This is a genomic window from Streptomyces sp. NPDC093510, from assembly GCF_040683555.1.
Taxonomy (GTDB): domain Bacteria; phylum Actinomycetota; class Actinomycetes; order Streptomycetales; family Streptomycetaceae; genus Streptomyces.
In genome coordinates, this window is sequence record NZ_JBFBEE010000007.1 from 73994 (window position 1) to 98685 (window position 24692).

At 71.8% G+C, this 24692-nt stretch carries 9 protein-coding genes; 7 read left to right on the forward strand and 2 right to left on the reverse strand.

From position 1 onward, the window contains the following. The first annotated feature begins 87 nt into the window (after positions 1 to 87). Together AB0N81_RS13305 and AB0N81_RS13310 are read left to right on the forward strand one after the other, a co-directional pair. Complete coding sequence (locus tag AB0N81_RS13305; protein WP_365357912.1) at positions 88 to 1596, forward strand: MFS transporter; 1509 nt, start codon at positions 88 to 90, stop codon at positions 1594 to 1596. Positions 1597 to 1712: 116 nt separating this feature from the next. Further along, positions 1713 to 2444, forward strand: a complete 732-nt coding sequence (locus AB0N81_RS13310; RefSeq protein WP_365357913.1) for a 2-phosphosulfolactate phosphatase — start codon at positions 1713 to 1715, stop codon at positions 2442 to 2444. A gap of 33 nt (positions 2445 to 2477) precedes the next feature. Here the strand turns inward: AB0N81_RS13310 and AB0N81_RS13315 are convergent, their stop codons facing one another. Further along, positions 2478 to 3851 (reverse strand): phenylacetate--CoA ligase family protein, encoded by a 1374-nt coding sequence (locus AB0N81_RS13315; RefSeq protein WP_365357914.1) that lies wholly within the window; start codon positions 3849 to 3851, stop codon positions 2478 to 2480. 940 nt (positions 3852 to 4791) lie between these two features. Here AB0N81_RS13315 and AB0N81_RS13320 point away from each other — a divergent pair. Both AB0N81_RS13320 and AB0N81_RS13325 read left to right on the forward strand, forming a co-directional pair. Continuing rightward, a complete protein-coding gene (locus AB0N81_RS13320; RefSeq protein WP_365357915.1) occupies positions 4792 to 5610 on the forward strand; it encodes an alpha/beta fold hydrolase in 819 nt (272 codons plus the stop codon). Further along, entirely contained in the window at positions 5607 to 6413 is an 807-nt protein-coding gene (locus AB0N81_RS13325; RefSeq protein WP_365357916.1) for an AfsR/SARP family transcriptional regulator, read from the forward strand. The genes AB0N81_RS13320 and AB0N81_RS13325 overlap by 4 nt, the downstream gene beginning before the upstream one ends. 66 nt (positions 6414 to 6479) lie before the next feature. Here the strand turns inward: AB0N81_RS13325 and AB0N81_RS13330 are convergent, their stop codons facing one another. Continuing rightward, positions 6480 to 7730 (reverse strand): cytochrome P450, encoded by a 1251-nt coding sequence (locus tag AB0N81_RS13330; protein WP_365357917.1) that lies wholly within the window; start codon positions 7728 to 7730, stop codon positions 6480 to 6482. Positions 7731 to 7967: 237 nt separating this feature from the next. Here AB0N81_RS13330 and AB0N81_RS13335 point away from each other — a divergent pair, with 237 nt between their 5' ends. The 3 genes from AB0N81_RS13335 (at position 7968) to AB0N81_RS13345 (ending at position 24691) form a co-directional block, all read left to right on the forward strand. Then, complete coding sequence (locus AB0N81_RS13335; RefSeq protein WP_365357918.1) at positions 7968 to 12986, forward strand: type I polyketide synthase; 5019 nt, start codon at positions 7968 to 7970, stop codon at positions 12984 to 12986. Between the two features lie 135 nt (positions 12987 to 13121). Further along, complete coding sequence (locus AB0N81_RS13340) at positions 13122 to 24260, forward strand: type I polyketide synthase (protein ID WP_365357919.1); 11139 nt, start codon at positions 13122 to 13124, stop codon at positions 24258 to 24260. Further along, a complete protein-coding gene (locus tag AB0N81_RS13345; protein WP_365357920.1) occupies positions 24257 to 24691 on the forward strand; it encodes a nuclear transport factor 2 family protein in 435 nt (144 codons plus the stop codon). The genes AB0N81_RS13340 and AB0N81_RS13345 overlap by 4 nt, the downstream gene beginning before the upstream one ends. Position 24692 lies beyond the last annotated feature (1 nt).

The following is a 24692-nucleotide window of genomic DNA, read 5'->3' on the forward strand; positions in this document are numbered from 1 at the left end:
TCTCTCTCGTGCCGCGCGGTCCACGTCGGCGGCCCGCGTTGACAACCTACCGCCACCCTTTTACCTTCATGATGGAATTACTTCATCATGGAGGCATTAAGCGTGCAAGCCCCATCCCTGCCAACCACCGATCCCGCCGGGACCGCCGACACCTCCGGGCCCTACCGATGGCGATGGCTGATCCTGGCGGTGATGATCGTCGCGGAGATCATGGACCTCCTGGACGCCTCGATCGTCAACGTCGCCGGGCCGGCGCTCGAGGAGTCCCTCGGGGCCGGTTCCGTCGGCCTCCAGTGGGTGATCGGCGGTTACGCCCTGACGCTGGGGGCCGGGCTCGTGCTCGGCGGCCGCCTCGGCGACCGCTACGGGCGCCGCCGCATGTTCCTGCTCGGCCTCACCGCCTTCACCGCCGCCTCGCTGCTGTGCGCGATCGCGCCGAACATCGGGTCGCTGATCGTCTTCAGGCTGCTGCAGGGCGCCGCCGGGGCGATGCTCCTGCCGCAGGGCCTCGGCCTGCTGCGGGAGAACTTCTCCGGGCCCGAACTCACCAAGGTCTTCGCGATCTTCGGCCCGGTGCTCGGCCTGGGCGGCATCGTCGGTCCGGTCCTGGGCGGCTTCCTCATCGAGGGTGATTTCTTCGGCCTCGGCTGGCGGTTGGTGTTCCTGGTCAACCTGCCGATCGGCATCGCGGCGCTGATCGTCGCCGCGAAGTTCGTGCCCAGGAAGCCGGGCGACCGGACCGTGCGGGTGGACGTGACCGGCGCGGGCCTGGTCGTGGCCTCGTGCGCCCTGCTGGTGCTTCCCCTGAACCAGGGGCAGGAGGACGGCTGGCCGCTGTGGACGTGGGCATTCATGGCCGCCTCCGCGGTCGGGTTCGCCCTGTTCGCCGTACAACAGCGCCGTACGGCAGCGGCGGGCCGTGCGGCCCTGGTCACCCCCGGCCTGCTGCGCAAGCCCGCCTTCACCGTCGGGCTCGGCGGCATCGCCCTGTTCTTCGGCGGACTGATCGGCACGCAGCTCGTGCTGACCCTGTTCCTGCAGATCGGACAGCGCTTCACCGCCGGGGACGCGGGCCTCGGCAATCTGCCGCTCGCGGTGGGCACGGCGATCGGCGGAGCCGTCAGCGGCGCGTTCCTCGCCGACCGGATCGGCCGCAAGGTGCTGCAGGTCGGCCCGCTTGTCCAGCTGGCCGGTGCGGCAGTGCTGTGGTTCGAGCTGGACGGTCTCGACGCCGCCTCGTTCACGATCTGGAACATCGTTCCCGGAGCGGCGCTCGCGGGTGTCGGAGCGGGCATGGTGATCGCCGCCCTGTTCAGCTTCGTCCTCGCCGCGGTCGACGACGACGAGATCGGTTCCGCCTCCGGCGTCCTGTCGGCCGTGCAGGCGGTCGGCGGCTCCATCGGCGTCGCGGTCTTCGGGTCGGTGTTCTTCGCACGGGCCGAGGCCGGTGACTTCACGGGCGGCTTCCATCGCGCGCTGATCGTCCAGGCGTGTCTGCTGGTGGCGTTCCTGGCCATCACCTTCCTGCTGCCCGAGCAGGGGCGCCCCGACGACGGGCCCGACCCGGAACCCGAGCTCGCCGACACCCACGCGTGACGCCCACGCGTGACGCCCACACGTGACGCCCACACGTGACGCCCACACGTGACGCCCACGTGCGAGGTGCGACGCCCCCGGCCACCCCGGGACGGCCATGCGCGATCATGACCGGCATGGACGCTCGATTCACCGGTATCGCCGGTATCGCCGATCTGGCCGAACCCCCGTCCGTGGCGGTCGTGGTCGACGTCATGCGCGCTTTCACCGTGGCCGCCTGGGCCTTCGCCCGGGGCGCGGAGAGGATCGTTCTCGCCGAGTCGCTGGACGAAGCCCTGGCGCTCAAGGACCGTCATCCGGACTGGGTGGCGATCAAGGACGGTCCGCCCGCGTCCGGGTTCGACCTGGTCAACTCGCCGGGCCTGCTGCGGTCCGCCGACCTCGGCAGTCGGACCGTCGTGCAGAAGACCACGGCAGGGACGGTCGGCGCCCTCGCGGTCAAGGAGGCGCCGCTGGTGCTGTGCGCCGGCTTCGTCGTGGCGGAGGCGACGGCCCGGCTCCTGCGGGAGCGCGGGAGTGACGACGTCACGTTCGTGGTCACCGGCGAGGACGGGCAGGCCGAAGAGGATCTGGCGTGTGCTCAGTACATCGCCCTGAGGGCCGCGGATGCCACGGGGACCGGGACGGATGCGGCCGGGTTCGTCCGCCGCGCTGCAGAATCGCGTGCCGCCGCCGAACTGGCGGAGGGGGTGCGCCAAGGCGTGCACCCCGATGACATCGCCCTCTGCCTCGAGGTCGACCGGTTCCCCTTCGCCATGGTGGCGGCCGTGGAAGGCCCGCTCATGGTCCTGCGTTCATGCGCGAGCCTTCCAGGTCCGCCACCGCCGACCGGCGAGGGCCCGGCCTGATCGTCGGTCAGGCCGCCGTGCGACGGCGGCTTCTCAAGCCGCGAGCGGGATGACCGTCCGGTACTTGCCGCCCGAGGCCTGACGCGGTGGCTCCTCCGCCCGTTCGACGGTCACGTTGTCGAGCTTGTTGTCGGCGAGGAGATGGGTCAGGCCGTCGTGGGCCTTCTGCCACACGCGGTCGGCGTCGGCGCCGGGGGCCCGGACCATGCGGACCCGCAGGGTCGACGGCGCGGTCTGCTCGATCTGGAAGCGCTCGACGCCGGGCATGCGGTCGAAGAGGCTGCTGAAGGCGAGCGGGGCGAGGCTGACGTCTTCGCCCCGGCCGGACGGGAAGGTCAGGATGTCGCCCGACCGGCCCTGGACCCGGATCGCGGGCGACGAGACACCGCAGGGGCAGGGGTCGGGGCGGAGCATGACGCTGTCCCCGAGGTCGTAGCGGAGGAACGGCTGTACGCGGTTGGCGAGGTTGCTGATCAGGACGGTGTGCGAGAACTCCCCCGGCGGGGTGGGCCGGTGGTCGGCGTCGACCGGTTCGAGCACGGCCCAGTCGTCGTTGACGTGGTACCAGCCCTCGGCGCAGCCGTGGCTGAGGTAGGTGCACTCCGTCGCGCTGTACATCGTGCGCACCTTGGCGCCGAAGGCCGCCGCGATGCGGTCGGTGTCGCTCTCGGTCATCGTCTCGCCGGCGGGCTCGACCAGCACCGGGTCGATGTGCAGGCGCCCCGCTTCCTGTTCGGCGGTGAGCAGCATGATCGTACTCGCGTAGCCGATGACGAACGCCGGGCGGTAGTCGTTGAGTTCGGCGACCAGCCGTGACATGGGCTCGTGCACGGAGAAGGCCCGGAGCAGCTTGCTGCGGCCGCCGCCCTCCTGAGTCATGCGGGAGTATCCGGCGAAGCCGACGTAGTGCCCTTCGGTGGCGACGAGTTGGGCGAACCGACCGCCGTGGACGACGGCCCTGGCGATGCCGAGGGGGCCGAGCCAGGAGGCGAGCACGCGGGAGGACACGGCGGAGGACACGTTCATGTGCCGGTCGTCGAGCACGAACAGGCCGCGCCTGCCGCTGGTGCCCGACGTGGTGGCCACCAGGTACCGGCCGAGGAAGCGCCGGCCGATCAGGCCGGGGTCGTCGGTGAACGCGCGGACCTTCTCGAAGGTGATGTCACGGTCGGTCGCCCAGTCGTCGAAGCGGTCCATCAGCTGCTTCTTGTCGGTGACCGGCAGCAGTGCCGGGTTCGCGATCCGCTCGGGCAGGCCGCGGTAGAGCTCCCGGTAGTACGGCGACGCCGAGCGGGCGTAAGCGACCAGGTCCGCCAGTCGGTCGCCCCGGCGCCGCGCGACCTCGGCCCTGCCCTGCTTGCGGGCCTTGCGGATGTCCCGCGTCAGCCACGACATGCTCTCGCTCATCGGTCTTGTGCTCCTTCGGGTGGCAGGTCCGGCCTGCGGCCGGCTTGCCGACGGTCAGCGGGATCGGCGGCTCGGTGGGCGGGTGCGGGGCCGGTGGTCCGTCTTCCCGCGGCCTCCGTACTTCACCCATGTCACGACGATCGCCGATGCCCTGTGGGACAGGGCGCCTTGAACGAGGCACAGTCACCCCAAAAGGTGACAACCCCGCCTTTGGAGCCTGCAAGGCGAGTGGCCGACTGCCACGGATTCACACGGGGCCGAATCCGGCCAGTCGCCGCCCCGCCACCGGGCCCGCCGCCGCCCCGCACCAGGGCCCAGGGCGGCGGCACTTCGGGGCCCCGCAGGTCGCGGAGGCGCATCGACGCCGAAATCAAGATCGATCCCCACCGGCCGGTGCCGCAAGAAAACAACAAGCCACAATCGCGGCCCCCGTGAATTCGCCCGTCGGCTCCGGCGGGAAAGCAGAGTGTTTCCCTTACGTGACGAGAAGGAGGAGAAGTGGTGCAGGCCAACGGCCGCTGCACGAGTCAAACCAATGCGACGTAATGATCCCGCAAAAAACGTCGCGGCGGCGGGACGGCGCCGGTCCACGCGGGCCCCGGGGACCCGCCCCACCGGCCGCGCCGACCGGCCGGTCCGCACACACGGGCCCTGACCAGCCCGTTCGTCGGCACCAGCGGCACGCCCGGCCATCCGGTCGCCCGAACCTCGACACATACGCAACAGGGTGCGGCGTTAAGCATTCATATTGAAATTTACCCCAAGTTTCGGACTTCGATTCGATCACTCAAGAATCACTGCATAAACGATGGGGAATGTCTGATTCCGCCCTGTTGCCGAGTTAGCGACGTTGCCCTTTAAACTTTGAGCTGTGCATGATCAGGAACGGCTATGCGATGTGGCGACACCGTTGTCAGCGATCCTGACGAAGGGAAAAGTCTTGTCTGCCTCCCCCACACCCGATATGTCGGACCCATGGATACGGCGCTTCCGACCCCGGCCGGAAGCCACTGTCCGCCTGGTCTGCTTCCCCCACGCGGGTGGCTCGGCCTCCTACTACCACCCCCTCGCGCAATCCCCCACCCTGCTGCCCGACGCCGAGGTCCTCGCGGTGCAGTACCCCGGACGGCAGGACCGACGCAAAGAGCGACTCCTGGACGACATCCCCGAGCTCGCCGACCTCATCACCGGAACGCTCGGGCCGTTCGACGACCGGCCGTTGGCCTTCTTCGGCCACAGCATGGGCGCCGTCCTCGCCTACGAAGTCGCCCAGCGGCTCCGCGAGCGGACCGGGCAGGAGCCCTGCCGGCTCTTCGTCTCGGGGCGCCGGGCACCGTCCCGGTTCCGGCCGGGCACCGTACACCTCCTGAGCGACAGCGAGTTGGTCGCCGAGCTGCGCAGGGCCGGGGGCACGGATCCGCGGTTCCTGGACGACGAGGAACTGCTCGCGGAGATCATCCCGGTCGTGCGCAACGACTACCGGGCCGTCGAGCTGTACCGGTGGAATCCGGCGCCGCCGCTGTCCTGCCCCGTCACCGCCCTGGTCGGCGACCGGGACCCGCAGGCCCCGCTCGACGAAGTGGAAGCCTGGCGGCAGCACACGGACGGGCCCTTCGACCTGAAGATCTTCCCCGGCGGCCACTTCTACCTGAACACGAACCAACAGGGCGTCGCGGAGGTCATCTCCAAGGCCCTCGCGGACAGCGGGCACGCCAACGGCGAGCAGGGGCGCGTGAGCGCGAGGGGGGACGCGCGATGAGATACGAGATGCTCGGCCCACTCCGCATCAAGGACGGGAACAAGTACGCCACCATCAACGCGCAGAAGGTGGAGATCGTCCTGACCGTGCTCCTCATCCGCGCGGACCAACTGGTCTCCCTGGAGCAGCTGATGCGGGAGATCTGGGGCGAGGACCTGCCGCGGCGTGCCACTGCGGGGTTGCACGTGTACATCTCCCAGCTCCGCAAGTTCCTCAAGGTGCCGGGCTCGGCGGGAAACCCGGTCGAGACCCGCGCGCCGGGGTACGTGCTGCGCAAGCAGGACGACGACCAGATCGACGCGCAGGTCTTCCCCGAACTCGTCGACACGGGGCGGTCGTTGCTCCGGCAGCAGCGCTACGGCGAAGCGGCCTCCGCCTTCGGTCAGGCGCTCGCGCTGTGGCGCGGCCCGATCCTCGGCCAGGGCGGGAACGGCACCGTCTCCAACGGCCCGATCATCGACGGGTTCTCGACCTGGCTGAACGAGATCCGCCTGGAGTGCCAGGAGATGCTGGTCGAATGCCAGCTCCAGCTCGGCCGTCACCGGGAGGCCGTGGGGATGCTGTACGCGCTCACCGCAGAGAATCCCATGTGCGAGGCGTTCTACCGGCAGCTGATGCTGGCGCTCTACCGCTCCGAGCGGCAGGCGGACGCGCTCAAGGTGTACCAGTCGGTGCGCAAGACGCTCAACGACGAACTGGGTCTCGAGCCCGGGCGCCCGCTCCAGGATCTGCAGCGGGCCATCCTCACGGGTGACATGAACCTGATGGCGCCGACGCCGCCCCTCGCCCTCTCCGGCCGCTGACCGGAACCTGGTGAGGCACACGTGCGCAGAGGGAAGCGTATGTGTGCAGAGGGACGGCGTACGTGCTCAGAAGTCGCAGTGCAAGTGCTTGATTCCTTCGATGAAGCTCGAGTCCAGCCTGCGGGGCTGCCCCACGGCACGGATCTGGGGCAGCTGGGCGAGGAGCTCCCGGTACAGGACGGTGATCTCCATACGGGCGAGGTGGGCCCCGAGACAGACGTGCGGGCCCACCGCGCCGAACGTGACGTGCGCGTTCGACCCGCGTGTGATGTCGAAGCGGTACGGGTCGGGGAACACGCCCTCGTCGCGGTTGCCCGACCAGTAGAAGAGAAAGATCCGGTCGCCCCTGCGGAACCGGTGGCCGTTCATGTCGCAGTCCCTGGTGGCCACGCGGCGCATCCAGTTGATGGGCGTGGAGACCCTGAGGATCTCCTCGACCGCGTCCGTCGCGTACGCGTCGAAGTCCGAGAGCAGCAGCTGCTTCTGCTCGGGGTGCTCGGTCAGCAGTACCAGGGCGTGCGAGATGGCGTTACGGGTGGTCTCCATACCGGCGATGACCAGCAGGATGAAGAACGAGACGAGTTCCTGGCGCGTCAACTGCTCGCCGTCCGCCCGCACTTGCACCAGTTTGGTGATCAGGTCGTTGCCGGGGGCGGCGAGGCGTTCCGCACGGAGACGCGCGATGTAGTCGCCGAGTTCGCGTGACGCCTCGATCACGGCACGCTCGGAGTCCGCGCGGTCGGGCACGTAGTCCGGGTCGAGCGGGCCCACGATGGTGTTGGACCGGTCGAAGAGGAAGTCGTGGTCCTCTTCGGGGATGCCCATCATGTCGCTCAGCACGGCGATGGGCATTTCCGCCGCGACGGGCCTGATGAAGTCGCCGGGCCCCCGCTCGATGAGCTCGCCGATGATGCGCCGGGCGGTGCGCGTCGCCACAGCCTCGAACTCGGGGATCATGTTGCGGCCGAAGGAGCGCGAGACGATGCGGCGCAGCCGGGAGTGCTCCGGGTTGTCCATGTTGATCATCGAGCCGTAGTACTCGTCCAGCTCGGGCGGCAGGCCGATGATCGTGGTCGCGCCGTTCGAGGAGAAGTCCTGCGGCCGGCGGCTGACCTCCACGATGTCCGCGTACTTGACCAGCGCGTGATAGCCGAACGCCCACGGTACGCCGGGCATGTTCTGCTGGATGAACGCCGGACGCGGCAGCCCGCGCATCTCCTCGAACAGCGCCACCCGTTCCTCGTGCGGCCGCGCCCAGAAGGACGGGTCGACCAGGTCGGGGAAGGTGGCGGCCGGCTTGCTATCCGTGATGGGCACGATGCCTCGCTTCGCGTTGTCCGGACCGACGGTCAGGCCCACCGGCCGCACGGCACGGCACGGCGCGATTGCGCTGATCAGAGCATGACGGCGCCTGACACCTGACACCGGCACACCCTGGCAGGGACCGCTTAAGCGCACCTAAGAGACTCCTCCCGCAGCCGAGTATTAGGAGGGCTTTAGCGCCGTCGACGAGTCTGCGGTCTGTTCTCGCGGAGAGGGGCGGTTGTCACCGGGATGGCGCACACCGAAGAGAAGCTTCTTGAATACCTCAAGCGTGTCACCGCGGACCTGCGTCAGACGGAACGCCGGCTGCGGGACGTCGAGTCGGCGGGACACGAACCCGTCGCGGTCATCGGCATGGCCTGCCGGCTGCCCGGCGGGGTCCGGTCTCCCGAAGAGTTCTGGGAGCTGATCTCCACGAGCGGCGACGCCGTCGCCCCGCTGCCCGGCAACCGCAACTGGGACCTCGAATCCCTCTACGACCCGGACCCGGAGAGCAGCGGCACGAGTTACGTCCGTGAGGGCGGTTTCGTCTACGACGCCGGTGACTTCGACCCCACCTTCTTCGGCATCGGACCGACCGAGGCCGCCGCCATGGCGCCGCAGCAGCGGCTCGCCCTGGAGACGGCGTGGGAGGCCATCGAACGCGCGGGCATCGACCCGCTCAGCCTCCGCTCCAGCGACACGAGCACCTTCATCGGCTGCGACGGACTCGACTACGCCCTGGGCGCGTCCGAAGTCCCCGAGGGCACCGCCGGCTACTTCACCATCGGCAACTCCGGCAGCGTCACCTCCGGACGCGTCGCCTACACGCTGGGCCTCGAAGGCGCGGCGGTGACGGTCGACACCGCGTGCTCCTCGTCGCTCGTCTCCCTCCACCTCGCGGCCCAGGCCCTGCGCACACAGGAGTGCTCCCTGGCGCTGGCGGGCGGTACGTACGTGATGTCGTCGCCCGCCCCCCTGATCGGCTTCAGCGAACTGCGCGGCCTGGCCCCCGACGGGCGGTGCAAGCCGTTCTCGGCGAACAGCGACGGCATGGGCATGGCCGAGGGCACGGGCGTGGTGCTCCTGGAGCGGCTGTCGGACGCGCGCCGCAACGGCCACAAAGTCCTCGCCGTGATCCGCGGCTCCGCCGTCAACCAGGACGGCGCCAGCAACGGACTCACCGCCCCCAACGGCCCCTCCCAAGAACGCGTCATCCGCGCCGCCCTCGCCAACGCCCGCCTCACCGCCACGGACATCGACGTCGTGGAGGCCCATGGCACCGGCACCACCCTCGGCGACCCCATCGAGGCCGGCGCCCTCATCTCCGCCTACGGGCGGGAACGGCCGGCGGACCGGCCGCTGTGGGTCGGAGCCGTGAAGTCCAACATCGGCCACACGCAGATCGCCGCGGGCGTGGCCGGTGTCATCAAAATGGTCCTCGCCCTCCAGAACGACCTCATGCCCGCCATCCTGCACATCGACGCCCCATCGCCCCACGTGGAGTGGGACGGCAGCGGGCTGCGCCTGCTCACCGACCCGGTGAAGTGGCCCCGGGGCGAGCGCCCGCGCCGGGCAGGCGTCTCCTCGTTCGGCTTCTCGGGGACGAACGCGCACCTGATCCTGGAGGAGGCGCCGACGGAGGCGACGGCTCCCGACTCGGAGCCCGAGGTGCCGGGTGGGGTGCGGGTGGTGCCGTGGGTGGTGTCCGGGCGGACTCCGGATGCGTTGCGTGAACAGGTGCGTCGGTTGGATGAGTTCGTGGCGGAGGGCGCGTATGTGGCGCCTTTAGAGGTGGGCTGGTCATTGGCCACGACGCGGTCGGTGTTCGAGCACCGGGCTGTGGTGGTGGGCCGGGGCCGGGAGGAACTGATCGCCGGTGTACAGGCTCTGGCTTCGGGGGCGGTGTCCTCGGATGTCGTGGCTGGTAACGCGACCTCCGGTGGCGCGGCTTCCGGTGGTGCTGGTGCGGTGTTGGTGTTTCCGGGGCAGGGGTCGCAGTGGGTGGGCATGGGTGCCCAACTCCTGGTCGAGTCCCCGGTGTTCGCGGCGCGCATTGCCGAGTGTGAGCGGGCGCTGTCGGCGTATGTGGAGTGGTCGTTGACGGAGGTGTTGCGCGGGGACGGGAGTGAGCTGTCCCGGGTCGAGGTCGTGCAGCCGGTGTTGTGGGCGGTCATGGTGTCGCTCGCTGCTGTCTGGGCGGACTACGGGATCACCCCGGCCGCCGTGGTGGGGCATTCGCAGGGTGAGATGGCCGCCGCGTGCGTCGCGGGCGCGTTGTCGCTGGAGGATACGGCGCGGATCGTAGCCGTACGCAGTGACGCACTCCGTCAGTTGCAGGGGCACGGCGATATGGCCTCCCTCGGTACCGGTGCCGGGCAGGCCGTCGAGCTCATCGGGGATCGGCCGGGCGTGTGTGTCGCGGCCGTCAACGGGCCTTCCTCCACGGTCATTTCGGGACCGCCCGAGCACGTGGCCGCCGTGGTCGCCGATGCGGAGGAGCAGGGGCTCCGCGCCCGCGTCATCGACGTCGGCTACGCCTCCCACGGCCCCCAGATCGACCAGCTCCACGACCTGCTCACCGAGCGCCTGACCGGGATCGAACCCGCCCCCACCGACGTGGCGTTCTATTCGACGGTCTCCGCCGAGCGGCTGGCCGACACCACGAGGCTGGACACCGACTACTGGGTCACCAACCTCCGCCAGCCCGTCCGCTTCGCCGACACCATCGAGGCACTCCTGGCTGACGGCTACCGCCTGTTCTTCGAGGCCAGCCCCCACCCCGTCCTCAACCTCGGCATGGAAGAGACCATCGAGCAGGCGGATGTGACCGCCACCGTCGTCCCCACCCTCCGACGCGACCACGGCGACGCCACCCAGCTCACCCGCGCCGCCGCCCACGCGTTCACCGCCGGGGCCGACATCAACTGGCGCCGCTGGTTCCCGGCCGAGCCGAAGACCCCCCGTACCGTCGACCTGCCCACCTACGCCTTCCAGCACCAGCACTACTGGCTCGACCCTTCCGCATCCGCCCCGCGCTCCGGTGGCGGGGAGCCGGGGGCGGCGGAGGCGCGGCTGTGGCAGGCCGTCGAGGAGCTCGACCTCGGGCTGCTGGCCGAGACGCTGGGGTCGGAGGAGGGCAGTGAGGAGGCGGTCCGGGCGCTGGAGCCCGCGCTGCCGGTGTTGCAGGGCTGGCGGCGGCGGCACCGGGAGCAGGCGACCATCGACTCCTGGCGGTACCGCGTCACGTGGAAGCACAAGGCCGACGGCCCGGCACCTGAACTGGGCGGGGAATGGCTCCTGTTCGTACCCGCCGACCAGGCGGAGCACCCCGCCGTACGAGCCACGGTCGATGCGCTGAGCGAGCACGGGGCGGCCGCCGTCCGGTTGCATCCTGTCGAGACCGGCCGGGTCGGGCGTGACGATCTGGCCGCGGTGGAGACGGCAGGGCTGGCCGGGATCGTCAATCTGCTGGCGTTGGACGAGGAGCCGCACCCCGGGCATCCGGCCGTGCCCGCCGGGCTCGCCGCGACGACCGCTCTCATCCAGGCGCTCGGCGACAACGGTACGACCGCGCCCCTGCACACGGTCACGCAAGGCGCCGTGTCCACGGGCGCCACCGACCCGCTCACCCGCCCCCTCCAAGCCCACGTCTGGGGGCTCGGACGCGTCGCCGCCCTCGAACACCCCCGTCTCTGGGGCGGCCTCGTCGACCTGCCCGCCCGTATCGACCGCCACACCCTTCCCCGTCTGGCCGCCGCTCTCCTCCCCCAGGACGAGGACCAGACCGCCGTCCGCCCCAACGGAACCCACACCCGGCGCCTCACCCACGCCGTCGGCGGCACGAACGCGCCCGTAGGCGCCGTCAGCTCGGTCAGCACCGTGAGCTCGGTCAGCACCGTGAGCTCCGTCAGCTCCGTCGGCTCCGTCAGCTCCGCAGGCGGCACGTGGCAGCCCCGGGGCAGCACCCTCATCACCGGCGGTACCGGTGGCATCGGTGCGGTCCTCGCCCGCTGGCTCGCCCGCCAGGGCGCCCCCCACCTGCACCTCACCAGCCGTCGCGGCCCCGATGCGCCCGGCGCGCGGGAACTCGCCGCCGAACTCGACCGGCTCGGCACCACCGTCACCCTCACCGCCTGCGACGTCAGCGACCCCGACCAGCTCCGCCGCCTCCTCGACCGGACGCCGCCGGAACACCCCCTCACGGCCGTCATCCACGCTGCGGGCATGACCGACCTGACCTCGATCGGCGACCTCACGACCGCGCGCCTGAACGAAGTACTGGGGTCCAAGTCCGATGCGGCCTGGCGCCTCCACGAGCTGACGCGGGGGCTGGATCTCTCGGCGTTCGTGATGTTCTCGTCCGGCGCCGGTGTGTGGGGCAGCGGCCAGCAGGGCGCCTACGGCGCGGCCAACCACTTCCTCGACGCGCTCGCCGAGCACCGCCGCTCCCAGGGGCTGCCCGCCACCTCCATCGCCTGGGGCCCGTGGGCCGAGGCGGGCATGTCCGCGGACCCGGAGTCACTGTCGTACTTCAAGCGCTTCGGCCTCCTTCCGATCCGCCCGGACCTGTGCGTCAAGGCGCTGCACCAGGCGGTCGACGCCGGTGACGCCACGCTGACCGTGGCCCACTTCGACTGGGCGAAGTTCACGCCGACGTTCACCGCCCAGCGGCCCAGTCCGTTCCTCGACGACCTTCCGGAGAACCAGCGGGAGGCCGAGCGATCCGGGTCCGCCGCCGAGAGCAGTGCGTTCCGTGAGGAACTCGCGAAGACGCCCGCGTCGCAGCGGCTCGGCTTCCTGGTCCAGCAAGTCCGGACGTACGCGGCGGCGACGCTCGGCCACACGGTGGAGGACATTCCCGCGGCGAAGCCGTTCCAGGAGCTGGGGTTCGACTCGCTGACCGCCGTCCAGCTCCGCAATCAGCTCAACACGACGACCGGGCTCTCGCTGCCCGCCACCGTGATCTTCGACCATCCCACGTCCGAGGCCCTCGCCGCGCATCTGCGCGGGCTGCTGGGCGACGACGGCGATGCCACGGGCGAGGGCGATGTGCTCGCGGCACTCGACAAGTGGGACGCGACGTTCGGCGCGGGCGAGGTGGACGAGGCGGCCCGCCGTCGCATCGTGGGCCGGCTCCAAGTGCTCGTGTCGAAGTGGAGCCCGGCGCAGGACGGTCCGGAGGGGGCCGATTCCGTCCACGCCGACCTGCGGGCGGCGAGCGCGGACGACATCTTCGACCTCATCTCCAACGAGTTCGGGAAGTCCTGAGCCCGGCCCGGCCCCACCACCCCGTCCTCCCGTCCCGCCCGTTGTCCCTCCCGTCGTCCCTCCCGTCGTCCCTCCCGCAACCTCCCCATCCTCATACGTCCCGATCACCACGTAGCGCCAAGGAGCCTGGGTCAGATGTCGAACGAGGAGAAGCTTCTCGATCACCTCAAGTGGGTCACCGCGGAGCTGCGCGAGGCCCGCCAACGGCTCCATGACAAGGAATCGGCCGAACCGGTCGCCATCGTCGGCATGGCCTGCCGCTACCCGGGCGGCACCCGGTCCGCGGAAGACCTGTGGCGGCTCGTGCGCGACGGCGGCGACGCGGTGTCGGCGTTCCCCGACGACCGTGGCTGGGACCTGGAATCCCTGTACCACCCGGACCCGGAACACCCCGGCACCAGCTATGTGCGGGACGGCGCCTTCCTCTACGACGCGGGGCACTTCGACGCCGAGTTCTTCGGCATCAGCCCGCGCGAGGCCGTGGCGATGGACCCCCAGCAGCGGCTGCTCCTGGAGACCGCCTGGGAGGCGATCGAACACGCGGGCCTCAACCCGCAGGCGTTGCAGGGCAGCGACACCGGCGTCTTCACCGGTGTGAGCGCCCACGACTATCTGACGCTGATCAGCCAGACGGCCAGTGACGTCGAGGGGTACATCGGCACCGGCAACCTCGGCAGTGTGGTGTCAGGGCGGATCTCCTACACCCTGGGGCTCGAAGGTCCGGCGGTGACGGTCGACACGGCCTGTTCGTCGTCGCTGGTGGCGATCCATCTGGCGAGCCAGGCGCTGCGGCAGGGCGAGTGCTCCCTCGCGCTGGCCGGTGGCTCGACGGTGATGGCCACGCCGGGCTCGTTCACGGAGTTCTCCCGGCAGCGCGGGCTCGCGCCCGACGGGCGGTGCAAGCCGTTCGCGGCCGCCGCCGACGGCACGGGCTGGGGCGAGGGCGCCGGAGTGGTGGCGCTGGAGCTGCTCTCCGAAGCGCGGCGACGCGGCCACAAGGTCCTTGCGGTGATACGGGGTTCGGCCGTCAACCAGGACGGCACGAGCAACGGGCTCGCCGCCCCCAACGGGCCCTCCCAGGAACGCGTCATCCGCGCCGCCCTCGCCAACGCCCGCCTCTCCGCCGAGGACATCGACGTCGTGGAGGCGCACGGCACAGGCACCACCCTCGGCGACCCCATCGAGGCCAACGCGCTCCTGGCCACGTATGGACAGGGAAGGCCGGAGGACCGTCCGCTGTGGCTCGGTTCGGTGAAGTCGAACATCGGCCACACGCAGGCCGCCGCCGGTGTCGCGGGCGTGATCAAGATGGTCATGGCGATCCGCAACGTCCTCCCCGCCTCCCTGCACATCGACGCGCCCTCACCGCACGTCCAGTGGGAACAGGGCAGCGTACGGCTGCTCTCCGAGCCCGTGGAGTGGCCGACGGAGCGCACGCGCCGAGCAGGCATCTCGGCGTTCGGGATCTCGGGCACGAATGCGCACCTGATTCTGGAGCAGGCGCCGGAGGACGCCCCGGACGCCGCTCCCGCTCCCGCGTCCGCATCACCGGATGGAGTGGTGCCGTGGGTGGTCTCCGGGCGGACGTCGGGCGCACTGCGTGAACAGGCGCGGCGGTTGGGCGAGTTCGTGGCCGGGGACGCGAAGGCGTCGGTGGCCGAGGGCGCGGATGCGTCGATGGCCGAGGTCGCGGACGCGTCGGTGGCCGAGGTCGGTTGGTCGCTGGCCACCGGCCGGCCACTGTTCGAGCACCGCGCCGTGGTCATGGGGCAGGACTCCGGCCAGGCTGCGGAGGGCCTCCGGTCGCTGGCTTCGGGCGAGGCTTCGCCGTCGGGCGCGGTGGTGTCCGGGGTTGCCGGGGATGTGGGCCCGGGGCCGGTGCTGGTTTTCCCGGGGCAGGGGTCGCAGTGGGCGGGCATGGGTGCCCAACTGCTCAACGAGTCTCCGGTGTTCGCGGCTCGGATCGCGGAGTGTGAGCAGGCGCTGTCCGCGTATGTGGAGTGGTCGCTGACGGACGTGTTGCGCGGGGACGGGAGTGAACTGTCCCGCGTCGAGGTCGTGCAGCCCGTGCTGTGGGCGGTCATGGTGTCACTGGCCGCCGTGTGGGCGGACTACGGGATCACCCCGGCGGCCGTGATCGGGCATTCGCAGGGGGAGATGGCCGCCGCGTGTGTCGCGGGGGCGTTGTCGTTGGAGGATGCGGCGCGGATCGTAGCCGTACGCAGTGACGCCCTCCGTCAGCTTCAGGGGCACGGCGACATGGCCTCCCTCGGCACTGGCGCCGGGCAGGCCGCCGAGCTCATCGGGGACCGGCCGGGTGTGTGCGTCGCGGCCGTCAACGGGCCGTCCTCCACCGTCATTTCGGGGCCGCCCGAGCACGTGGCCGCCGTGGTCACCGAGGCCGAAGCACGTGGCCTGCGCGCCCGCGTCATCGACGTCGGCTACGCCTCCCACGGCCCCCAGATCGACCAACTCCACGCCCTCCTCACCGAGCGCCTCACCGGGATCGAACCCACCCCCACCGACGTGGCCTTCTACTCCACCGTCACCGCCCAACCCCTCGACGACACCACCACCCTCGACACCGACTACTGGGTCACCAACCTCCGCCAACCCGTCCGCTTCGCCGACACCATCGAGGCACTCCTGGCCGACGGCTACCGCCTGTTCATCGAGGCCAGCCCCCACCCCGTCCTCAACCTCGGCATCCAGGAGACCATCGAGCAGGCTGGCATCGCGGCCACCACCGTTCCCACCCTGCGGCGCGACCATGGGGGCCGCACTCAGGTCACCCGTGCCGCCGCTCAGGCGTTCACGGCGGGCGCCGACGTCGACTGGCGGCGCTGGTTCCCGGCCGACCCGACCCCTCGTACCGTCGACCTGCCCACGTATGCCTTCCAGCGCAAGCACTACTGGGTGGAGCCGCCCGCGGCGGTGGCGGGCACGGGTGGGGGCCACGATCCCGTCGAGGCCCAGGTGTGGCAGGCGATCGAGGACCTGGACATCGGCGCTCTCGCCGCCAGTCTGGAGATCGAGGGGCAGACGGAGACCGTCGGGGCTCTGGAGCCCGCGCTGCCCGTGCTCTCGGCCTGGCGGCGCCGGCACCGCGAGCAGTCGACGGTCGACTCGTGGCGCTATCACGTCACGTGGAAGCACCTGCCCGACGCGGGGGCGCCGGAGCTAGGCGGGAACTGGCTGCTCGTCGTGCCCACGGCGCACACCGATCACCCCGCCGTCCTGGCGACCGCGCAGACCCTGGCCGCTCACGGCGGTGAGGTGCGTCGCCATGTCGTCGACGCGTGCGCCGTGGAGCGCGCCGAGCTGGCCGCGGGGCTGCGCTCCCTGATGGACGGGGAGACGTACGCGGGCATCGTCAATCTGCTGGCCCTGGACGAGGAGCCACATCCGGAGCACACGGCCGTACCGGCCGGGCTCGCCGCGACGACCGTTCTCGTCCAGGCCCTCGGCGACAACGGCGCCGACACCACCGTACGCACCCTCACGCAGGGTGCCGTCTCCACGAGCGCCACCGACACGCTCACCAACCCCGTACAAGCCCAGGTGTGGGGTCTGGGGCGCGTGGCCGCCCTGGAGTACCCGCGGCTCTGGGGCGGGCTCGTCGACCTGCCCGCCCGTATCGACCACCAGACCCTCACGCGGCTGGCCGCGGCCCTCGCCCCCCAGGACGAGGACCAGGTCGCTATACGGGCCACCGGCACTCATGCCCGCCGCCTCGCCCACGCCCCCGCAAACTCGCCGAACAGCGGCACCAGTTGGGAACCCCGGGGCACCACACTCATCACCGGTGGTACCGGCGGTATCGGTGCCGTCCTGGCCCGCTGGCTCGCCCGTGCGGGCGCCCCTCATCTCCTCCTGACCAGCCGTCGAGGGCCTGACGCGCCCGGCGCGCGGGACCTCGCGGCCGAGTTGGAGGAGTTGGGCGCCAGCGTCACCATCACCGCCTGCGATGTCGGAGACCGCGAGCAGGTACGTCACCTCGTCGAAGGCGTCCCCGCCCGGCACCCGCTCTCCGCCGTCGTCCACGCGGCGGGCGTGCCGAACTACATCGGACTCGGTGAGGTGTCGGGCGCCGAGCTGGACGAGGTACTGAGGCCCAAGGCGCTCGCCGCGCTCCACCTGCACGAGCTGACACGGGAGTCGAACCTTTCGGCGTTCGTGATGTTCTCGTCCGGCGCCGGCGTGTGGGGCAGCGGCCAGCAGGGCGCCTACGGCGCGGCCAACCACTTCCTCGACGCGCTCGCCGAGCACCGCCGCTCCCAGGGACTCGCCGCCACCTCCATCGCCTGGGGACCTTGGGCGGAAGCCGGGATGGCCGCCGACCAGGCCGCGTTGACGTTCTTCAGCCGCTTCGGCCTGCACCCGCTCAGCCCCGACCTGTGCGTCAAGGCACTGCACCAAGCGCTGGACGCGGGCGAGACGACACTGACCGTGGCGAACTTCGACTGGGCGCAGTTCACGTCGACGTTCACCGCCCAGCGGCCCAGCCCGCTCCTCGCCGACCTGCCCGAGAACCGGCGGGCGAGCGCGGCCGCCGCGCAGGAGGACACCGCGGAGGCGTCGTCGCTGCAGCAGGAGCTGACGGAGGCGAAACCGGCGCAGCAGCGGCAGTTGCTGTTGCAGCACGTGCGCTCCCAGGCGGCGGCCACGCTCGGGCACTCCGATGTCGACGCCGTGCCCGCCACCAAGCCGTTCCAGGAACTGGGCTTCGACTCGCTGACCGCGGTGGAGCTGCGGAACCGGCTGAACAAGAGCACCGGCCTGGCACTGCCGACCACAGTCGTCTTCGACCACCCGACCCCCGACGCGCTCACCGACGTCCTGCGGGCCGAACTGTCCGGTGACACGGCGGCCGCCGATTCGGTGCGGGCCGCCGTCGCCGTCGCCGCCGACGACGAGCCGATCGCCATCGTCGGCATGGCGTGCCGCTACCCGGGCGGGGTCCGCTCCGCCGAGGACCTGTGGCAGCTGGTCACGGCCCGCGAGGACGCCATGGGCGACTTCCCCGACGACCGGGGCTGGGACCTGGAGACGCTGTACGACCCGGACCCGGAGAGCCGCGGCACCAGCTATGTGCGCGAAGGCGGATTCCTCTACGACGCGGGTGATTTCGACGCGGGATTCTTCGGCATCAGCCCGCGCGAGGCCATCGCGATGGACCCCCAGCAGCGGCTGCTCCTGGAGACCGCCTGGGAGGCGATCGAACGCGCGGGGCTCGACCGTGAGGTCCTCAAGGGCAGCAACGCCGGAGTGTTCGCGGGCCTGACCATCTTCGACTACCTCGCGCTCGTCGGCGAACGGCCCACCGAGGTGGAGGGCTACATCGGCACCGGCAACCTCGGCTGCGTCGCGTCGGGCCGGGTGTCGTACGTACTCGGCCTCGAAGGCCCGGCGATGACCATCGACACCGGCTGCTCGTCGTCCCTGGTCGCGATCCACCAGGCGGCGCACGCACTGCGCCAGGGTGAGTGCTCGCTGGCCCTCGCGGGCGGCGCGACCGTGATGGCCACGCCGGGCGCGTTCGTGGAGTTCTCGCTGCAGCGCGGGCTCGCCAAGGACGGGCGGTGCAAGCCGTTCGCTGCCGCCGCCGACGGCACCGGCTGGGCCGAGGGAGTCGGTCTTGTCGTCCTCGAACGGCTCTCGGAGGCCCGGCGCAACGGCCACAAGGTCCTTGCGGTGATCAAGGGTTCGGCCATCAACCAGGACGGCACGAGCAACGGCCTCACCGCCCCCAACGGGCAGGCGCAGCAGCGGGTGATCCGGCAGGCCCTCGCCAACGCGCGCCTGTCCGCCGAGGACGTCGACGCTGTGGAGGCGCACGGCACGGGCACCATGCTGGGCGACCCGATCGAGGCCAGTGCGCTCGTGGCCACGTACGGCAAGGAGCGGCCCGAGGACCGGCCGCTGTGGCTCGGCTCGGTCAAGTCGAACATCGGGCACGCGCAGGCGTCGGCCGGCGTCGCAGGTGTGATCAAGATGGTCATGGCGCTGCGCAACGAACAGCTGCCCGCCTCCCTGCACATCAACGCGCCCACCCCGCACGTGGACTGGGACGGCAGCGGTGTCCGTCTGCTGTCCGAGCCGGTCGCCTGGCCGCGCGGCGAACGCCCGCGCCGCGCCGGGGTGTCCGCCTTCGGCATCTCCGGCACCAACGCGCACCTCATCCTCGAACAGGCCCCGGACGCACCGGAGCCCGCGAGCGCTCCGTCGGAGGTGGCCGATGCCCCGGCCGGAGTGGTGCCGTGGGTGGTGTCGGCGCGCGGCGAGGAGGCGCTGAGGGCTCAGGCCGCCGTGCTGGCCGACCGTGCCACGTCCGACCCGGAACTGGCGTCGCCGCTGGACGTGGGCTGGTCCCTGGTCAAGAGCCGGTCGGTGTTCGAGAACCGGGCGGTCGTCGTGGGCAAGGACCGTGATGCGCTCCTCGCCGGGCTGCGGTCCCTCGCGGCGGGCGAGCCGTCACCGAACGTCGTCCAGGGCGCCGTACAGGGCGCTTCCGGCGCGGGTCCGGTGCTGGTGTTCCCGGGGCAGGGGTCGCAGTGGGCGGGCATGGGTGCCCAACTGCTGGATGAGTCGCCGGTGTTCGCCGCGCGGATCGCGGAGTGCGAGCAGGCCCTGTCCGCTCACGTGGAGTGGTCGCTGACGGAGGTGTTGCGTGGGGACGGGAGTGAACTGTCCCGGGTTGAGGTCGTGCAGCCGGTGCTGTGGGCGGTCATGGTGTCACTGGCCGCCGTGTGGGCGGACTACGGGATCACCCCGGCCGCCGTGATCGGGCACTCGCAGGGCGAGATGGCCGCCGCGTGCGTCGCGGGCGCCCTGTCACTGGAGGATGCCGCACGGATCGTAGCCGTACGCAGTGACGCCCTCCGTCAGCTGCAAGGGCACGGCGACATGGCCTCCCTCGGTACCAGCGCCGAGCAGGCCGCCGAGCTCATCGGGGACCGGGCGGGCGTGTGCGTCGCCGCCGTCAACGGGCCCTCGTCCACCGTCATTTCGGGCCCACCCGAGCACGTGGCCGCCGTGCTCGCCGAGGCCGAAGCACATGGCCTGCGCGCCCGCGTCATCGACGTCGGCTACGCCTCCCACGGCCCCCAGATCGACCAACTCCACGACCTCCTCACCGAGCGCCTCACCGACATCCGGCCCACCCCCACCGACGTGGCCTTCTACTCCACCGTCACCGCCCAACCCCTCGACGACACCACCACCCTCGACACCGACTACTGGGTCACCAACCTCCGCCAACCCGTCCGCTTCTCCGACACCATCGAAGCACTCCTGGCCGACGGCTACCGCCTGTTCATCGAGGCCAGCCCCCACCCCGTCCTCAACCTCGGCATGGAAGAGACCATCGAGCAGGCCGACATGCCTGCCACCGTGGTCCCGACGCTCCGCCGCGATCACGGCGACGCCGCTCAGCTCACCCGTGCCGCCGCCCAGGCGTTCACGGCGGGCGCCGACGTCGACTGGACGGGATGGTTCCCGGCCGTTCCGCTGCCGCGGGTGGTGGATCTGCCGACGTACGCCTTCCAGCGGGAGCGGTTCTGGCTGGAGGGCCGCAGGGGGATCGCCGGGGACCCGGCGGTGCTCGGACTCGCCGCGGCGGGCCATCCGCTGCTCGGGGCCGCCGTGGAGCTCGCGGACGGCAGCAGTCACCTGCTGACCGGCCGGATCTCGCCGCGGGACCAGGCGTGGCTGGCCGAGCACCGGGTGATGGACACGGTGCTGCTGCCCGGTTCGGCGTTCGTGGAGCTCGCGTTGCAGGCCGCGGTGCGCACCGGCTGCGAGGAGTTGGCGGAGCTGACACTGCACACGCCGCTCACCTTCGGGGACGAGGGCGAGGGCGCGGTCGACGTGCAGGTGGCGGTCGGTTCCGCGGGTGAGGACGGGCGGCGTCCCGTGACCGTCCACTCGCGGCCCACGGGTGAGGGCGAGGACGTCATATGGACCCGGCACGCGGCGGGCACGGTCGCTCCCGCGGGGCCTGACTCCGGGGACGCCTCGTTCGGCGGGGCGTGGCCGCCGCCCGGCGCCACACCGGTCGGCGGGCGGGACCCGTACGGGGAACTCTCCTCGTACGGCTATGACTTCGGGCCGGGCTCCCAGGGGCTCGAGTCCGCGTGGCGGCTCGGGGACGACATCTTCGCCGAGGTGGCGCTGCCCGGGACGGAGAGCGGCAGGGCCGGCCGCTACCAGGTGCACCCGGTGCTGCTCGACGCCACGCTGCACGCGCTGATTCTGGACGCGGTCACGTCGTCCGCCGACACCGATCAGGTCCTGCTGCCGTTCTCCTGGAGCGGGTTGCGGGTGCACGCGTCGGGCGCGGACAGGCTGCGCGTACGTATCGCACGCGGCGCGCCCGACCAACTGGCCCTGACGGCCGTGGACGAGGGCGGGGCGCCGGTTCTGACACTGGAGTCGCTCACCGTGCGGCCGGTGGCAGCCCACCAGATCGCGGGCGCCCGTTCGGCGGACCGTGACGCGCTCTTCCGGCTCGTGTGGACGGAGACGGCCACGCCGGCCGAGGAGGGTGGCGGCGCCCCGCGTGCCGCGGTCGTCGCGCCTTCCGCGGGTGACCCGATGGGTGCCGCGCTGGCCGGTGTGCTGTCCGATGCGTTGGACTGTGCCCCTGTGCGGGACACGTTCGGGGCGCTGCGGGACGGTGTGGCAGCGGGGGGCGACGCACCCGATGTCGTACTCGCCGTGTGCACCACACCCGGCGCGGGCACCGGCTCGGGCGGTGACGCGGCCGGATACGCGCGGCTGGCCGCCGTGTCCCTGCTGTCGCTGCTCAAGGAGTGGGTCGACGATCCCGCGTTCGCGGCGAGCCGTCTGGTCGTCGTGACCCGGGGCGCGGTCGCCGCGCGGCCGGGTGAGGCCGCAGGTGATCTGCCGGGGGCGTCGCTGTGGGGCCTGGTGCGCAGCGCCCAGGCGGAGAACCCGGGCCGCCTGACGCTGCTCGACGTGGACGCGCTGGAGTCCACGGCGGCCGCGCTTCCGGGCGTACTGGCGTCATCCGAACCTGAGTTGGCGCTGCGCGACGGGCGGGTCTACGTACCGCGGCTGGTGCGCGACGACGCGTCGGCGCGTCTGGTGCCGCCCGTCGGGTCGCTCACCTGGCGGCTGGCGCGGGCCGAAGGCGTGGGCATGGGCGGGCAGTTGGCAATCATCGACGCTCCCGAGGCCGGGCGGGTGCTGGAGCCGCACGAGGTGCGGGTGGCGCTGCGGGCCGCGGCGCCGGGGACGGACCCGCTCGCCGCGGGCCATGTCGAGGGTGCCGGTGTGGTGACGGAGGTGGGCGGCGAGGCCGGTCCCGTGGCTGTGGGCGACCGGGTGATGGGCCTGTTCGACGCGGTGGGCCCGGTGGCCGTGACCGACGCCGCGCTGCTCACCTCGGTGCCGCTCGGCTGGAGTTGGGCGCAGGCCGCCGGGTCCTTGGGGGCCTATGTGGCCGCGTATCACGTCCTGGCGGATGTCGTCGCGCCGCGCGGCGGGGAGTCCCTGCTCGTCGAGGAGGAGACCGGCTCCGTCGGCCGTGCCGTGCGGCGCCTCGCCGGGCGCTGGGAGGCCGATGTCGTCGGCGGGGCCCGGTCCGCGCACGGGGCGGGTGTCGGGCGCACGCCCGACGTCACCGTCCTCCGTGAGGGTGGGCTGGTGGTCCGCCGTGCGGGCGGGCCGGACGAGGGGCAGGCCGTGGCGCCGCCCGCACCCGGTCGCGTACGGGAGATCCTGGCGGAGCTGGCGGAGTGGGGCGACGACGGTTCTCCGACGCCTCTCGACGTGACCGTGTGGGACATCCGGCAGGCCGCCGCCGCGCAGGCGGCGTCCGCCCCGGCTCCGGCGAGCACGACCGTGTTCGCGCTGCCTCCCGCCTTCGACCCCGAAGGCACCGTGCTGATCACGGGCGGCACCGGAGCACTCGGCGCCCTGACCGCCCGCCACCTGGTGGGGCGGTACGGAGCCAGGCATCTGCTGCTGTCCAGCAGGCGCGGAGCCGACGCGCCGGGAGCCCTCGAACTGGCCGCCGACCTCTCCGCGCTCGGCGCGCACGTCACCTTCGCCGCCTGCGACCCGGGCGACCGGGACGCCGCCGTCGCCCTCCTGGAGGCGGTGCCCGCCGCGCATCCGCTGACCGCCGTCTTCCACTGCGCGGGCACCGTGAACGACGCCGTGGTGCAGAACCTCACGGCCGGGCAGGTCGAGGAGGTGATGCGCGTGAAGGCGGACGCCGCGTGGCATCTCCACGAGCTGACGCGCGACGCGGACCTGTCCGCGTTCGTCCTGTACTCCTCGGTCGCCGGGCTGCTCGGCGGCCCCGGCCAGGGCAGCTACACGGCCGCCAACGCCTTCCTGGACGCGCTGGCCCGGCACCGGCAGGACGGTGGAGCCGCCGCGACCTCCCTGGCGTGGGGCTACTGGGATCTGGAGAACGGCATGTCGGGACGGCTCACCGACGCCGACCGGGCGCGCCACGCCCGCGCCGGCGTGGTCGGGCTCGGCGCCGACGAGGGTCTCGCCCTCCTCGATTCGGCGTGGGCCGGCGGCCTGCCGCTGTACGCGCCGGTCCGCCTGGACCTGGCCCGGATGCGCCGCCAGGCGCAGAGCCGTCCCGCGCCCGCACTCCTGCGGGACCTGGTGCGCGGCGGGGGCGGCGGCAGGAACGGTGGTGGCGGCTCCGCTTCGGCGGGCGCGTCCGCACTCCTCAAGGCGCTCGGCGCGATGTCCGACGCGGAGCGCGAGGAGGCGCTGCTCGACCTGGTGTGCACGCACATCGCGGCCGTCCTCGGGTACGACGCGGCCACACCCGTCAACGCGACGCAGGGCCTGCGGGAACTCGGCTTCGACTCCCTGACGGCGGTGGAGCTGCGCAACCGGCTCTCGGCCGCGACCGGGCTGAAGCTGCCCGCCACGTTCGTCTTCGACCACCCCGACCCGGCCGAGCTCGCCGCGCACCTGCGGCAGGAGCTGGCGCCGCGCGCCGCGGATCCGCTCGCCGACGTCCTGGCGGAGTTCGAGCGTCTGGAGAACTCGCTCCTCTCGGTCTCCTCGAACGACGGCACGGCACGGGCCGAACTGGCCGGGCGGCTGCGCGCCACGCTGGCCCGGCTCGACGTGCCGCGGGAGACAGTCGACGAGGCCGCGGTGGCCGCCCGCATCCAGGATGCGTCGGCCGACGAGATCTTCGCGTTCATCGACCGGGACCTCGGCAAGGACAGTGCCGACGGAGGCAACGGACAGGCAGTGGAGGGACAGCGATGAACGAGTTCGCCCGCAAGAAGCGCGCCCTGGAGCACAGCCGGCGGATCAACGCCGGGGACCTGGACGCGATCATCGACCTGTACGCGCCCGACGCGGTCCTCGAAGACCCCGTCGGCTCCCCGCCTGTCACCGGGCACGACGCGCTGCGCGCCCACTACGAACCGCTCCTCGCCGCGCGTGTGCGCGAGGAGGCGGCCGAGCCCGTCGCCGGGCAGGACGCCGCGCACGCGCTGATCCAGGTCACCTCCGTCATGGACTACCTGCCCGCGGGTCCGCTGTACGCGGAGCGGGGCTGGCTCAAGGCCCCCGACGCCCCGGAGACGGCGCGCGTGCGGCGCACGGCGATGCTCGTGATCCGCATGGACGCCTCCGGCCTCGTCCGTCATCTGAAGTCGTACTGGGGCACATCCGATCTCACGGTCCTCGGCTGAA